Raw genomic sequence first — 14,368 nt, 5'->3', positions numbered from 1 at the left:
TTTAATTAAAATAGTTTTTTACGAAGTTTGCAAGATAATTTCATACTTTGTAAAGAACAGTGAGAAAATATATTGGAAGAATTTTTTGAAAATGAACTTGTAACAAAGTTCGAAGAAATGATAGAAAATAATGAAGAACTCTACTTCGATACCGAAGAATATGAGGACATCATTATATATTATCTAGAAATGGGAGACATCTCTTTTGCAGAGACGGCAGTAAAATATGCGCTAAAACTACATCCCACCTCTTTAGAAATAAAAATAAAGAAATTCGAGGTTCTTTTGGAGCTCGAAAATTATACGTTTGCAAAAGAACTCATGGATGATTTGAAAGAATCTTCCATGGAAAATACCGATTTTTTGGTATGTTGTGCAAAATATTATTCAAATCTTGGCAATCCGAGAAGAGCAATTGAGTATTGCGAAACCGCTTTAGAATTGGAAGAAGAAGAAAATTTTCTGCACAATTTTATGGCAGATGAATATGTAAATTTAGAAGATCCATTTAAAGCTTTGAAACATTATAAGCTTGCTTTAACTTTTGATCAGAATGATGATTACGCTTTAGAGAACACCATGTTTTGTTACAACTTGCTGAACAGAGGTGAAGATGGCATTGATTTTTTAAATAATTACCTCGATAAATTTGCCTTCTCAGAAACGGGCTGGTTTGAATATGGTCAATTTTATTTCAACCGCAAAAATTACGAGGAAGCCATCAAAGGATTTGATTATCTTTTAGCAATCAATTCGCAGTCTGTTGGAGTTTATGCCAATAAAGCAGCGTGTTTTGAAGCGATGGGAGAATGGTTGAAAGCAGTTGATGTTTACGAAGAAATGCTCGCGTTAGAATATACAAAGTCTTATACTTTCTATAAAATCGGTTTGTGTTACAAAGAAAATAAGCAACCCGTTTTGGCTCTCAATGCCTTTCAAAAATCGTTGCGAGATGATCCTCAATTTTATCTTTCAATGATGGAGCAATCCTACATCTACGAAGAAATGGGTGGAATGAAAGAGGCACTTCATTTTGCAAAAGAAGCGGTTTCGCTGAACGATAGTAATTTGGATTACCAAAAAAGATTGGCTTTTCTATATATAGATTCGGGTAAATTGGAAGAAAGTTTGGCCTGCATGAAAACGCTGATTGATTTTGAACCTACAAGATTTTACAATTGGTATGCTTATTCTGAAGTGTTAATGTTGATAGGTGATTATGAAGATGCGGTTGCGATTTTAAAGAAGGCGACGAAAATGCATAATCGGGCAGAATTATTCTATCAGTTAAGCAATTGTTACTTTCATCTTAACAATCAAAAAGACGGAAGAAAATCACTTTCCGTAGCACTAGAACTCGATCAAGATCTATTGGAAGGGATGAAACAAAAATATCCTTTCATCAGAGAAGAAGCAGAAAAAGTAAAAACGAAAAAAAAATAAAATTCTTTGAATATAGTAAAGGACGCATCTTTTTAGGTGCGTTTTTTAGTGAAGTTTTATTCAGTAAAGGATGATTTCCCTGATTCTTTAAAACAAAAAACCTTGCCATATTATTGACAAGGTTTGCTATTATTAATTCGCAATTTTATTTTGCTTTCAATTTCTCTTTTGAAGTTGTACCTTCTAATCCGTCTTTCGCTTCGTTCAATTTTAAGACTACAGTTTCGCCTTCTACCAATTGTTTATTGACAAGCATTTCTGCCAATAAATCCTCAATATACTTCTGGATGGCCCGTTTCAGAGGTCTCGCACCGAAGTCTTTGTCCCAACCTTTTTCAGCAATGAATTCTTTGGCGTCATCTGTCATTTCAACTTTAAAGTTCAGTTTCTCTAATCGGCTGTATAATTTCGCTAATTCCAAATCGATAATTTTTGCAATAGAATCTTTTTCTAAATTATTAAAGATAACGATATCATCAATTCTATTTAGAAATTCTGGTGCGAAAGCTTTTTTCAAAGCATTTTCAATCGTACTTCTCGCTCTTGCATCGGTATTTGTTTTCTTCGCTGTTGTTCCAAAACCAACTCCATCTCCGAAATCTTTTAAATCTCGCGTACCTATATTAGAAGTTAGAATAATGATGGTATTTCGAAAATCAATTTTTCTTCCTAAAGAATCGGTAACAAAGCCTTCATCCAAAATCTGTAATAAAATATTGAAAACATCAGGATGTGCTTTTTCAATTTCATCTAAAAGCACAACAGCATAAGGTTTTCTACGAACGGCTTCTGTCAATTGACCACCTTCTTCATATCCAACATATCCTGGAGGAGCACCGACTAATCGCGAAATCGCAAATTTTTCCATGTACTCACTCATATCAATTCTGATCAGTGCGTCGTCGGAATCGAACAATTCTCTCGCCATCACTTTTGCCAGTTCTGTTTTCCCAACACCAGTTGTACCTAAGAAAATAAAGGTTCCAATTGGTCGGTTAGGATCTTTCAGACCAGCGCGATTTCTTTGAATGGCTTTTACTACTTTTTTTACTGCTTCTTCCTGTCCGATCACTTTTCCGTTCAGCATTGCGTCCATCTTCGCTAGTTTATCAAGCTCATTTTTACCAACTTTGGTAACTGGAATTCCGCTCATCATAGAAACGACTTCTGCGACACTTTCTTCAGAAACTTCTTCTTTCTTTTCCTTTATATCTTTATCCCAGATTTCTTGAGCCAAATTTAATTCGATCTGCAATCTTTCTTCTTCGTCTTTCAGCTTTCGCGCTTCCAAATAATCCTGCGCTTTAACAGCTTTCTGTTTTGCCTCCTTAACTTCTTCTATGTTTTTTTCGTACTCGATGATTTCACTAGGAACCTTCATGGTTTTGATATACACTCTTGAACCAGCTTCATCCATCGCATCAATTGCCTTATCCGGTAAAAATCGGTCTGTAATATATCTCGCCGTCAAATTTACACAAGCCAAAATGGCTTCGTCGGTATAAGTTACGTTGTGATGATCTTCGTATTTGTCTTTGATCTGATTTAAAATCTGCACCGTTTCCTCCACAGAAGTCGGTTCAACCATTACCTTTTGAAAACGTCTTTCTAAAGCACCATCTTTCTCAATATACTGTCTGTATTCATCTAAAGTTGTAGCACCAATACATTGTATTTCGCCTCTTGCTAATGCAGGTTTAAACATATTGGAAGCATCTAAACTTCCGGTTGAACTTCCTGCTCCTACAATCGTATGCAACTCATCAATAAATAAAATCACATCCCGACTTTTTTCAAGTTCCGTCATTATTGCTTTCATTCTTTCTTCGAATTGACCGCGATATTTTGTTCCGGCAACCAAACTCGCTAAATCTAAAGTGATTACTCGTTTTCCGAAAAGAACTCGTGACACTTTTTTCTGTTGAATTCTTAGAGCCAAACCTTCTGCAATAGCTGATTTACCAACTCCCGGTTCACCGATTAGCAAAGGGTTATTCTTTTTCCTTCTTGATAAAATCTGAGAAACCCTTTCAATTTCTTTTTCACGACCAATTACAGGGTCGAGTTTGCCGTCTCTTGCGAGAGAAGTTAAATCTCTACCAAAATTATCCAAAGTTGGAGTTTTACTTTTTCCAGTTCCGAGATTTCCGGTTGGTTTTCGCATCTGTCCGAATTCTTCCCTTTCCTCATCGTCATCGTACGCACTCATTTTAGGATTTTGTCCTGAATTTTTTAGCATCGTTTGATAAGATTTTGTAACACTTTCGTAATCAATGTCATATGAACTTAAAATGTTAGTAGTAGGATCTTCAGATTTATATAAAATGCCTAATAAAAGATGCACCGTATTAATTTCAGAACTTTGATACTGTCTGCATTCAAGTTCAGAACGTTTTATGGCTTGATCTGCCATTTTAGTAAATGAAATCTTTTCGCTTTCTACTGCGAAAGGATTTAAACTCGTTACCGCTAAGGTTTCGATTTTTCTTTTTATTTGCGTTAAATCTACTCCCAGATTATTCAAGATCTCCTTTGCAGAACTTTCTGATTTTATGATACCCAAAAGAAAATGTTCGGTATTCAGAAATTCACTCTGCAAACGTCTTGCTTCGTTTTTGCTGTGTTTGAAAACTTGGTCCAAACCGTTTGAAAATTTATGATCCATATATTTTGTCTCAATCTTAAATTAAAAATCTTTAATGATATTATCAAAGTTACAAATACTTTACCAAAATCAATTAATGACTTTATGGCAGATAATAATTTGAGTATCTCGTTCAAAATGATTAGGTTTGTCTCCCAAAAAAAATACTATGAGTCCTGCAATTACAGACTTTATCGGCTACGGCGCTTCCTTCTTCGTCGTGTTGAGTTTTATAATGAAAGACATTAAAAGATTGAGAATTGTAAACTTAATTGGATGTATTCTATTTGTACTTTACGGTATATTCAGTAACTATCTTTGGCCAATTATTATTCCAAATGGTATTTTATGCTTTATTCAAATTTACAATTTGGCAAAAAAGAAGTAAATTTCGGGAATGAAAGTTTTAGTTAGTGTTTTCAATAATTTAGTAACAGACCAACGCGTAGAAAAGGTTTGTCAAACATTATCGGAAAACGGTTACGAAATAGAACTCATCGGAAATAATTGGGGCGGTTTACCCGAAATGAAAAGGAATTATCCTTTCTCCCGCATTATTTTAAAATCCAAAATTCTTCGTTACGCTTATGTAGAATTTCAAAGGAAGCTTTACAAAGAATTGCTGAAAAAAGCTGATAAGAATACTATTCTGCTTTCAAATGATCTCGATACCCTTTTGCCCAACTATTTAATCTCCAGAAAATTAAATATTCCACTCGTTTTCGATAGCCACGAAATTTTTACTGAAATGCCTTCAGTGAATGGAAGATTTACACAAAAAATTTGGCGAAGTCTGGAACGAAAAATTGTTCCTAAACTTAAATATATGATGACGGCAAGTGAAAGCTACGCCGATTGGTTTCATAAAACATACAAAATTGAAAGACCTGTAGTTGTACAGAATTTTCCGAAGAAAACTGAAAACCCACAAAACTACACGGAAACGAATTCAAAAAAAATTATTCTATATCAAGGGGTGATCAATCCTTCCCGAGGATTAGATAAAATGATTCCCGCCATGAAAAATATTGAAAATGCAGAATTTTGGATTGCTGGCGACGGACCAAGAAAAGAAGAATATTTAGAATTAACTAGAACTTTAGGTTTAGAAAATAATGTTAAATTTTTAGGAAAATTATTTCCCGATGTATTGAGAACCATTACGCAGAAAGCCGATATTGGTTTAAGTATCGAAGAAAATAACGGACTCAGCTACTATTTTTCAATGCCTAATAAAATTTCAGATTATATTCAATGTCGTGTTCCTGTAGTAGTTTCAGATTTCCCAGAAATGCGGAAAGTGGTTGATTTTTTTGGAGCCGGAGAAAAAATTGCTGATTATTCTGAACTTGCCGAAAAAGTAAGTACAGTCCTGCAAAATGGAAAACATTTTTACGAAGATTCTTTAAATAAAGCTGCGAAAGAACTTTGCTGGGAAAAGGAAGAGCCGAAAATAGTTTCACTCTTTCAAAAAGTTCAGGAATCTAAATCCTAAGATCGAATTTCTTATCTTTGTACAAAGATTTTTTACAATGACCCTCAAAGAAAAACAGCAGGAAATCGTGGAAGAGTTCGCCTTTCTTGAAGATTGGGAACAGAAATACGAATACATTATCGATTTAGGAAAGGAATTAAAAGGTCTTTCCGAAGAAAAAAAAATTGATGCGAACTTGATCAAAGGTTGCCAATCAAAAGTTTGGATCGATGCTGGATTTAAAGACGGTAAATTATTTTTCCAAGCAGATTCCGATGGGATTTTGCCGAAAGGGATTGTCTCGCTTTTGGTTTCTATTTACAGTGGTCATTCAACCCAAGAAATTCTTGATTCCGATTTCGAATTTATTTCTCAGATCGGTTTACAGGAATTTTTATCACCTTCCAGAGCAAATGGATTAATGGCGATGACCAAACAAATTAAGTTTTACGCCGTAGCATTTCAGCTAAAAAAATGAGTCGTATTCTAGCATATCGTTTTTCTGCTTTTGGTGATGTTGCCATGACTGCGCCGGTTTTTCGGGAGGTTCTGGAACAAAATCCTGACCTCGAAATTATTTTGGTTTCCCGAAATAACTTTCGTGATCTATTTGAAGGAATTCCCAATCTTATTTTCAAAGGAATTGATATCGACGACTATAAGGGCTTTTTTGGCATGCGAAAATTGACCAATGAACTCATCAAAGAATTTAGTCCAGATTTAATTGCAGATCTGCATAATGTGATTCGCACCAAAATATTAGATACCATTTTTAAAAAAAGAGGATTTAAAGTTTCTGTGCTCGATAAAGGAAAAGAAGGAAAAGAACACCTAACCGACATCTGGAATCTGGAAAAAAAACCACTTCGACACACGACAGAAAGATATGCAGATGTTTTTCGGGAACTGGGATTTCCGGTTACTCTTTCGCATCAATACCGAGCGAAAAGTACTTTGAAATCAGGGATTGGTTTTGCTCCCTTTGCACAACACCGCGGAAAAATGTTGCCGCTGGAAAAATCTTTTGAGGTCGCAAAACTTCTTTCAAAAAATCATAAGATCTATTTCTTCGGCGGTGGGATTTCTGAAGTGGAAACTTTAGACAATTGGGTCAGTCAAATCCCAAATTCTGAAAATTATGCGGGAAAACTTACTTTGAAAGAAGAGCTACAAAAAATTTCAGAGCTCGAAACCATGATATCTATGGACTCTGCCAATATGCATTTGGCGAGTTTAGTCGGAACCCGATGCGTTTCTGTTTGGGGATCAACGCATCATTTTGCAGGATTTTTAGGATATGGTCAAAGTCAAAAAGACATCGTTCAAGTGAAAGATCTTACCTGTAGACCTTGCTCCGTTTTTGGCGACAAAGAATGTTATCGTGGCGATTGGGCATGTCTGGAAGAAATTGATATTCAAAGAATTATCGATATTATTTAAAAACAACAAATCCTTTCATTTTTTCATGAAAGGATTTGTTGTTATCTTCTTTTATGTTGATTACATAAATTTATCTCCATTTTTAAGTGCTTTCAAATCATGCACATATTCTTTGAGCAGTTGATCATTTTCTCTTGGACAAATTAAAAGTGCTTTGTCCGTATCTACGATGATATAATTTTCCAAACCATCGATTACTACTGCTTTATTTTGATTTTTAAGTTTGATTAAATTTCCTTTTGCGTTGTAAGTTACGGTGTGTTTAGATTTACCAGCATTGTCATTTTTATCTTTCTCTGCATTTTCATAAATAGAATTCCAGGTTCCTAAATCGCTCCAGCCTAAATCTGCCGGAATCACGTGAACGTTTTTAGCCCTCTCTAAAATTCCGTTATCGATAGAAATTTTATTTACTTTTGGATAAATAAGATCAATACATCGCTCTTCATCTTCTGAATTGTATTCGCAGCCTTCAAAATTTTGGGACATTTCTGGTAAATAATTCTCAAAAGCAGACAGAATCGATTTTACATTCCAGATAAAAATCCCAGCGTTCCAAAGGAAATCACCGCTTTCAAGAAAAGTTTTTGCGATTTCTAAATCTGGCTTTTCGGTAAAAGTTTTTACTTTAAAATATTCAGAATTCTTTTTTTCTACGAACTGAATATAACCATAACCTGTATCGGGACGGGTTGGCTTAATTCCCAAAGTAATCAGATAATCATTTTTTTCAGCTAAATTAAAAGCTAATTCTGCTTTCTTTAAAAAAATATTTTCCTTTAAAATCAAATGATCTGCGGGAAGCACGATCATATTTGCGTCACTGTTTTTTGCACCGATCTTCTTTGCCATGTAAATATTGCAGGCCGCAGTATTTTTCATCATCGGCTCTCCAACAATGTTTTCTGTATTTATATCGGGTAATTGCTCTGCAGTAAGCGAAATATATTCTTTGTTGGTGATGACGTAGATATTTTCTGCAGGTACGATTTTTCGAATTCGATCATAGGTTTGCTGAATCATGGTTCTTCCAGTTCCTAAAATATCTTGAAATTGCTTCGGATATTTCTGAGTGCTCATTGGCCAGAATCTACTTCCGATTCCTCCTGCCATGATAACGCAGTAATTATTTGATTTTGACATTATTAACTTAATTTTTCGACTCTTGCCAAAGGTTTAAATAGATATTTTTTGGCCGTGTCTAGATTTAAACAAAGATAGTTTTTTTTTCGCTTTTCCTCAATGATATAAGTCTGTTTCCGATAAACAAACTTTTCTCCCAAATCTAAATCTTCGATGTAAGAACTTTCGTCTTCATAATTTTCGATGTGGAAATATCGCACCAGATCCGGACTTGCCATAAAGTTGGCTTTCGGTGATCTTGAAAATTTCAGAATGATCGGTTTTAAATCGTCCGGGTAAATGGCGATGCTTTCTAAAAGCATTATTTTAAAAGTATTTTTCCATTCAGCTCCATGCGGAGAAATTCGACCACCAAAATTTTCGAAAGCCAAGAGATGCGCTAGTTCATGCGTTAAAACGAAAAAGAAAAGGGGTGGTTGAAGCGTAGAATTAATAGTGATTTGATGTGATTTATCCGGCATTTTCCGGTAATCGCCTAGTTTGGAATTTCTGCCTTTTGTAATTTTAATATGAATGGAATGATCGCCGAACCAGACTTTAAGATAAGGAAGCGTATTTTCCGGTAAATATTTTTCTAATAGCGAAATCGACATTTTTTACATCTATCCTTTAAAATGATTGTTGAAAAGAATTTTTTATAAAGATAAAGGAATTCCCGCATAGAAATTCAGCAATTTCATACTAAACAGATAGTTATATTTTGCCTGTGCAACCGAACCTTGAGCATTCGCTAAATTGTTTCTCGCAGCATTTAAATCATAAATTGTTGCTCTTCCTGCAGCAAAGCTTTTCTCGGCAAAATCGTTTGCTAACTTTGAACTTTTCTCTGCTTCAGTTGCGGCAATGTATGCTTGATAGTTACTTTCTGCATCAAACTGTGCTTTCTGAACATTCTGCAGAACATCCTGTTTAGATTGTTCCAAGGCGTTTTTAGCCAGATCTTCATTTATTTTTGACTGTTGAACCTGTAATCTCGTGATGCCTTTATTAAAAATCGGAATATTTGCAGTGACTCCAACTTGCTGCCCAAAATTATCTCCAAACTGATTGAAAAAATTTCTTTGTTGTATTACATTTCCGCCAATATTGATTGGTTGAAGTCGATAAAAATAGGAAGTTCCAATTCCCGCATTTGCAGAAATTGTGGGCCAGAAAGCCGTTCGAGTGATTTCCGTTTGTGCCTCGTTAGATTTTATTCTACTTTCCGCAGCTTTCAGTTGAGGCTGATTTTCGTAAGCTTTGTTGATAATCTGATCAGCAGAATAAAGGGGCGCATCTAACATATTTTCGAGAGGAACATTTTGAATATCGAAGTTTTTGTATTCCTTAAGTTGCAGCAACATGGCAAGAGAAAACAGACTTCGGTCCGTATTGATCTCTGCTGTTTTTACATTTTGTTTTTCCCGGGCAAAAGCAGCTTCAGCTTCCGCTAAAATAGTTCGTGCAGTTGTACCAACTTCTGTTGTGATTTTTGCTCTTTTATAAAGGTTTTCTGCGTTCTGTAAAGCACTTTCAGAAATTTTGGTAATCTCTCTGTTCAGTAAAATTGATAAATATTGCTGTGCAATTTGTAAGGAAATATCATCTTTAACTTTTTGTAAATCAAAACTTCCCGCTTCCACATCGTATTGGGATTTACGAATGTTTTTTTCCAAACGACCGTAGTTGAAGAGCAAAATATCAGCACCTACATTTGCACCATTATTAAAATTATCATTCCTATTTGTCGTTCCGAAAGTGTCTCGTCCCTGTCCAAAATTGGCGCCTATATTTGCGGTGGCAGAAACTCCAGGTAGATATTGTCTTTTTGCGATTTGTAGAATATTATCCTGTATTTTTTTGTTGAAATTTCCCTGGATTACCTGCAGATTATTTTCTACAGCATAACTCACGCATTCCTGAAGAGTCCATTTCTTCTGAGAAAAAGCAAAAACTGAAAAGAGACTCAGCAAAAAAAGGGCAGATTTCTTCATGATTTATTTTAAAGAATAAGACGATAAATTTGTCGAATTGTTACAAATGGCACTGTGATTTAATGATTAAGCATCAATGATCCCAAACTTTCTCATCAGATAAATGGCATTCATACTTTTTGTGACGCCATTTTGAAGTTTATAATCAGTCTCCAGTTCACCATCAATGTTTTGAAGTTCGAAGCAATAATTCCTTATTTTCATCGGGAATTTATCTTCTATTTTGGTTAAATCTAAATCATGTGTTGCAATCAGACAGGAGAACAATGCTTTGCTCTTCATTAATTTTTCCAGGAATAATTCAGAACCTGTAAGTTTATCCTGAGAATTGGTTCCTTTTAAAATCTCATCTAAAATAATAAATTGAGGTTCGCCTTTTTCTAAATTCTCGACTAATTTTCGTAGGCGAAGGATTTCAGCATTAAAATAAGAAGTTCCGTCGCTAAGAGAATCGCTCGTTCGCATCGAGGTAAAAAGTTTCATCGGAATAAAACTAAATTTTTTCGCGGCAATTGGACAACCCGCCATTGCCAGAACCAAATTTATTCCTACAGTGCGGAGAAATGTACTTTTTCCAGTCATATTCGCACCGGTAATAATTGAAATCTCCGTACTCTGATCGATTGTAAAATTATTTGAAACCACTTCCGTTTGAAATAATAAAGGATGGATCAAATCTTCTGTTTTAAATTTCACACCATTTTCATTGATTTCGGGCAAAATATAATCTGGATTTTTAAATTTAAAAATTCCCAACGAAATTAAAGCTTCAAATTCTGCAAAAGCTTCGAACCATCTTGGTAGATCCTCATCGATATTATTAAATTGATTTTCAATTTTAATAGTGAAATTAAGATTCCATAGGAAAAAATTATTTAGAATGACGCCAATATTACTTTGTCCACTTTCATAATTTCTGAGTAAACGAGCTAGCTTTTCTATTTCCTTTCGGGAAGATTTGGTCTTTCCGGATCTGAGTTTATCCTGAAGCGATTGGTTGAGTTCTTCCTTAAAATCTTCTTTTTCAATATGGGAGAACACATTTAGAAATTGCTCATACTGATTCGAATCAAAGGAAATCATTTCTCCTAAAGCCTGCATTTTTTCTCGATAAAGATACAGGACAATTCTCGAAATAATCAAAATGCCAACGAACAATCCACCGATCAACGCTCCGGATATTGAGGTAAATATTGCTAAGAGTAAAGTAATTAAAGTCAAGATAGGAACTCCAATTGTAGCGACTTTCGCCAAACCTGCATCATTAAAAACTGAATTTGATTTTTGTGGGTGTTTGATTTCTCCTTTAATTTCCATCGACTTTGCCAAAGTCAGAAAATGAATATTCCATTCCGTCTTTTCAGACAATTCTGCTACCGATTTTTGACGCAGAATTATTTGCTCTTTTTCAACACTTAGATTTAAAAGAAAATCTTTCAGTTTGTCTTTGCCTAAAGCTGTTTCCCCGTAATTGAGAAAACTGAAGAGAGAGTTTTTACCCAGAATATCCAGGTCTTTTGCAAAAGGATGCTGATCGATATCTTCCTCAAAATCTAAACCTGTTTCAAATTCTGTTTTGTTGATAATTTCATCTCCAATATGAAGGTAATTTTTATAAAACTGTAATTCCTGTTTTATATTTAAAAGGAAATATCCTAAAATGAAAAAGATAATGGTGAAGAAAAGGGCTAAATACAAATGACTTTTCAAACCACTTTCAAAAATAAAATATTTTAACAAGAAGTACGCAATAGAAAGGAATACGACAACGCGGATCCAACCTAAAATGGTTAGTTTTTTTTGTAATTTTTGAAGAGTCTCTTTTTTTTGAGACAGTAACAGATGTAATTCGTCCATTCAATTTAAACCTTATTCAATTCACCAATTCTTGAAACGATCGGCAAGGAGAAAATTCCACTTTTTTGAAGATATTGTTCGTAGAATGTTTTGGCTTTTTCCGCAAGATCAGCGTTGGGATTTTCCTTATTTTTAAAGTAAAATAAATGTCCCAACAACTCGAAATACGGAATTTGGTGACCGCTCTCTTTGTCATTGATCAGCTGAACAATTTCTTCCGTAGGTTTTGCAGCTAAAGTTTCAAAATCCATTTTGAAGGTATCGTTCATATTGGTATCAAAAACCCTTTGAAGTTCAATAAGGTCGTCCTCATTTTTTCCGCCTAAGATCATTTTAGAAAGAAATTCTGAAAATTGTTTTACTATTCTGATGATGTAGTCTTTATCGTGTATCATTTTTAGTTATTTGGTGCAAGTATCAAGTTGCATGGTTACAAGGTTATGCTCGGCAATTATTTTTGACATATTCTATATAATTATGAAGTTTTCCTCCTAAAAGTTTATATTTTTGAAGTATATCATTAAATTCTGTAATATCAGGATGCAGAAGAATAATTTTTAATATATGATTGGAGGTTTCATCGCAACTGCTATGTGAAAAAACTAAAAACCTGATATAATCTGCTTTATACATTCTTCTGCCGTAACCTTCAACAATATTAGAATTAACGGAATCTGATGAACGTCGTAACTGACTTCCCAATTCATATAATTCATATTTAGGAAGGCGAAAGGAAAGTCGGTGAGTTTCGATGAACAAATCAAAGGAGATGTTATAAATGTCAAGTTTAGTATAACTCATAATTTAAATTTTAAAAATCATATTTGTTTCCTGCATCTTGAACCTCGCATCTTGCAACTATTTACGCAAAGAAAATATACGCCAAAATAACCGAAGTAATTATTCCAACCAAATCGGCTAAAAGCATTGCGGTGACTGTATATCTGGTATTTTTAATTCCAACTGCGCCGAAATAAATCGCAATTACGTAGAAAGTCGTATCCGAACTTCCCTGTAAAACTGCAGCTAATCTTCCCTGGAAACTGTCTGCTCCGAATGTTTGCATCGTATCAACCATCATTCCTCTTGCTCCTGAACCGGAAAGTGGTTTGATGAGAGCAGTTGGTAAACCATCAACAAATCGGGTGTCAAAACCGACAACGGTTGCAACCCATTTCATTCCATCGATCAAAACATCGAAAACACCCGAAGTTCTTAATAATGAAATTGCGATTAACATTCCAACCAAATATGGAATAATTTTCACACACGTCCAGAAACCTTCTTTAGCACCATCAATAAAAGCATCGAAGACATTTATTTTTTTGTAAAGTGCTCCCAAAACGATGGCGAAGAAAATCAGTAGGATAATTCCGTTGCTCAATAACATGCTGAAATTATCAAGACCTTCTTTGCTCAGACTCACTAAATAAACCACCAGTAAAGCAATAATCGCAGAAATCCCGCCTACATAAGCAATGACAACAGGTTGTAATAAATTAATTTTCTGATAAAGCGAAACTACGATCATTGCGGATAATGTTGCAGCAAAAGTCGCGATCATACATGGAAGAAAAATATCCGTGGGAGTTGTAGATCCCATTGAAGCACGAATAGCAATAATTGAAACCGGAATCAAAGTTAAACCTCCTGCATGCAGACACAGAAACATAATTTGAGAATTACTCGCTCGTTCTTTATCCGGATTTAGGGTTTGTAAACTTTCCATCGCCTTTAATCCAAATGGAGTTGCAGCGTTATCTAAACCCAATAAATTTGCAGAAAAATTGAGTAACATATGTCCGAAAGAAGGATGGTTTTTCGGAATTTCCGGAAAGAGTTTAGAGAAAAAAGGCTGAATCATTCTTGATAACAAATTGATTCCGCCCGCTTTTTCTGCAATGCTCATAAAACCCATAAATAAAGTCATAATTCCGATCAAGCCCAAACATATTTTTACAGCAGTTTCAGAGGTTCCAATAACGCCATCGGTTTGTTGAACGCGATAAACGGCAACTTTCGACTGTGCAGAATCGCTTTTGTAATGAATTCTATTCTCGATAAAATCTTTTTTACCAGCCAGATTCCCAAGGATAACAGGCGAGATTTGAGAAGTGCTCTTAGAAGCGATTTGCACCGTATCGCCACTTTTTCCTACAACCATATCATTGTAGATCGCTTTGTAATTATCGGACACCAAATATTTAATACTCGCTACCAAAATCGCTACGATAATAAAGCCACTCCAAATTCTACTGAGAACCATTTTTGAAAATTTTGTTAAAAATAACTAAAAAGTTTATTTAATAGCCTTTACAACAGAAATTTTATTGCTTTCCTTATTTACTGATAGGTAAAATTTAAGATTTTAGTTAAGGTTTTATGTCTCATTCA

13 protein-coding genes are annotated in these 14,368 nt (G+C 34.7%); 5 read left to right on the top strand and 8 right to left on the bottom strand.

Going from position 1 to position 14,368, the window contains the following annotated elements; translation table 11 throughout:
* The first annotated feature begins 72 nt into the window (after positions 1 to 72).
* Positions 73 to 1,443, top strand: a complete 1,371-nt coding sequence (locus OA86_RS05845) for a tetratricopeptide repeat protein (RefSeq protein ID WP_039350094.1) — start codon at positions 73 to 75, stop codon at positions 1,441 to 1,443.
* A 145-nt stretch (positions 1,444 to 1,588) separates the two neighbouring features.
* Here OA86_RS05845 and OA86_RS05840 read toward each other — a convergent pair whose 3' ends face one another.
* A complete protein-coding gene (locus OA86_RS05840) occupies positions 1,589 to 4,108 on the bottom strand; it encodes an ATP-dependent Clp protease ATP-binding subunit (RefSeq protein WP_039350091.1) in 2,520 nt (839 codons plus the stop codon).
* 148 nt (positions 4,109 to 4,256) lie between these two features.
* Between OA86_RS05840 and OA86_RS15515 the strand changes: the two genes are divergently transcribed.
* Genes OA86_RS15515 through OA86_RS05825 form a run of 4 tightly spaced genes read left to right on the top strand, consistent with a single transcriptional unit; the run spans position 4,257 to position 7,001 of the window.
* Complete coding sequence (locus tag OA86_RS15515) at positions 4,257 to 4,475, top strand: uroporphyrinogen decarboxylase (protein WP_074781367.1); 219 nt, start codon at positions 4,257 to 4,259, stop codon at positions 4,473 to 4,475.
* Between the two features lie 9 nt (positions 4,476 to 4,484).
* The gene (locus OA86_RS05835) at positions 4,485 to 5,582 is read left to right on the top strand and encodes a glycosyltransferase (RefSeq protein ID WP_039350087.1); all 1,098 of its coding nucleotides are present in this window, start codon (positions 4,485 to 4,487) and stop codon (positions 5,580 to 5,582) included.
* A gap of 37 nt (positions 5,583 to 5,619) precedes the next feature.
* Complete coding sequence (locus OA86_RS05830) at positions 5,620 to 6,039, top strand: SufE family protein (protein WP_039350086.1); 420 nt, start codon at positions 5,620 to 5,622, stop codon at positions 6,037 to 6,039.
* Positions 6,036 to 7,001 carry a glycosyltransferase family 9 protein gene (locus tag OA86_RS05825; protein WP_039350084.1) on the top strand — a complete coding sequence of 322 codons (966 nt, stop codon included), beginning with the start codon at positions 6,036 to 6,038 and terminating at the stop codon, positions 6,999 to 7,001. The genes OA86_RS05830 and OA86_RS05825 overlap by 4 nt, the downstream gene beginning before the upstream one ends.
* Positions 7,002 to 7,061: 60 nt before the next feature.
* Here OA86_RS05825 and OA86_RS05820 read toward each other — a convergent pair whose 3' ends face one another.
* The 7 genes from OA86_RS05820 to OA86_RS05790 all read right to left on the bottom strand — a co-directional run bounded on the left by OA86_RS05820 (position 7,062) and on the right by OA86_RS05790 (position 14,240).
* On the bottom strand, positions 7,062 to 8,144 hold the full coding sequence (locus tag OA86_RS05820) for a mannose-1-phosphate guanylyltransferase (protein ID WP_039350082.1): 1,083 nt from the start codon (positions 8,142 to 8,144) through the stop codon (positions 7,062 to 7,064).
* A gap of 2 nt (positions 8,145 to 8,146) precedes the next feature.
* Positions 8,147 to 8,737 carry a SprT-like domain-containing protein gene (locus OA86_RS05815; protein WP_039350080.1) on the bottom strand — a complete coding sequence of 197 codons (591 nt, stop codon included), beginning with the start codon at positions 8,735 to 8,737 and terminating at the stop codon, positions 8,147 to 8,149.
* Between the two features lie 42 nt (positions 8,738 to 8,779).
* On the bottom strand, positions 8,780 to 10,117 hold the full coding sequence (locus OA86_RS05810; RefSeq protein WP_039350077.1) for a TolC family protein: 1,338 nt from the start codon (positions 10,115 to 10,117) through the stop codon (positions 8,780 to 8,782).
* A gap of 66 nt (positions 10,118 to 10,183) precedes the next feature.
* A complete protein-coding gene (locus tag OA86_RS05805) occupies positions 10,184 to 11,974 on the bottom strand; it encodes a MutS-related protein (RefSeq protein WP_039350075.1) in 1,791 nt (596 codons plus the stop codon).
* 5 nt (positions 11,975 to 11,979) lie between these two features.
* The gene (locus OA86_RS05800) at positions 11,980 to 12,369 is read right to left on the bottom strand and encodes a hypothetical protein (RefSeq protein WP_039350072.1); all 390 of its coding nucleotides are present in this window, start codon (positions 12,367 to 12,369) and stop codon (positions 11,980 to 11,982) included.
* 43 nt (positions 12,370 to 12,412) lie between these two features.
* Positions 12,413 to 12,775 carry a four helix bundle protein gene (locus OA86_RS05795; RefSeq protein ID WP_052257403.1) on the bottom strand — a complete coding sequence of 121 codons (363 nt, stop codon included), beginning with the start codon at positions 12,773 to 12,775 and terminating at the stop codon, positions 12,413 to 12,415.
* A 61-nt stretch (positions 12,776 to 12,836) separates the two neighbouring features.
* Positions 12,837 to 14,240 (bottom strand): spore maturation protein, encoded by a 1,404-nt coding sequence (locus OA86_RS05790; protein ID WP_039350068.1) that lies wholly within the window; start codon positions 14,238 to 14,240, stop codon positions 12,837 to 12,839.
* Positions 14,241 to 14,368 lie beyond the last annotated feature (128 nt).

This window comes from Kaistella jeonii (assembly GCF_000812865.1).
Taxonomy (GTDB): Bacteria; Bacteroidota; Bacteroidia; order Flavobacteriales; family Weeksellaceae; genus Kaistella; species Kaistella jeonii.
Note: the sequence above shows the minus strand (reverse complement) of the source record. Positions and strands in the feature narration are given on the sequence as shown.

Excerpts from the sequence above, each read along its gene's own strand:
- OA86_RS05840 (WP_039350091.1), bottom strand. The coding sequence starts at position 4,108 with ATGGATCATAAATTTTCAAACGGTTTGGACCAAGTTTTCAAACACAGC.
- OA86_RS15515 (WP_074781367.1), top strand. The coding sequence starts at position 4,257 with ATGAGTCCTGCAATTACAGACTTTATCGGCTACGGCGCTTCCTTCTTC.
- OA86_RS05835 (WP_039350087.1), top strand. The coding sequence starts at position 4,485 with ATGAAAGTTTTAGTTAGTGTTTTCAATAATTTAGTAACAGACCAACGC.
- OA86_RS05830 (WP_039350086.1), top strand. The coding sequence starts at position 5,620 with ATGACCCTCAAAGAAAAACAGCAGGAAATCGTGGAAGAGTTCGCCTTT.
- OA86_RS05825 (WP_039350084.1), top strand. The coding sequence starts at position 6,036 with ATGAGTCGTATTCTAGCATATCGTTTTTCTGCTTTTGGTGATGTTGCC.
- OA86_RS05820 (WP_039350082.1), bottom strand. The coding sequence starts at position 8,144 with ATGTCAAAATCAAATAATTACTGCGTTATCATGGCAGGAGGAATCGGA.
- OA86_RS05815 (WP_039350080.1), bottom strand. The coding sequence starts at position 8,737 with ATGTCGATTTCGCTATTAGAAAAATATTTACCGGAAAATACGCTTCCT.
- OA86_RS05810 (WP_039350077.1), bottom strand. The coding sequence starts at position 10,117 with ATGAAGAAATCTGCCCTTTTTTTGCTGAGTCTCTTTTCAGTTTTTGCT.
- OA86_RS05805 (WP_039350075.1), bottom strand. The coding sequence starts at position 11,974 with ATGGACGAATTACATCTGTTACTGTCTCAAAAAAAAGAGACTCTTCAA.
- OA86_RS05800 (WP_039350072.1), bottom strand. The coding sequence starts at position 12,369 with ATGATACACGATAAAGACTACATCATCAGAATAGTAAAACAATTTTCA.
- OA86_RS05795 (WP_052257403.1), bottom strand. The coding sequence starts at position 12,775 with ATGAGTTATACTAAACTTGACATTTATAACATCTCCTTTGATTTGTTC.
- OA86_RS05790 (WP_039350068.1), bottom strand. The coding sequence starts at position 14,240 with ATGGTTCTCAGTAGAATTTGGAGTGGCTTTATTATCGTAGCGATTTTG.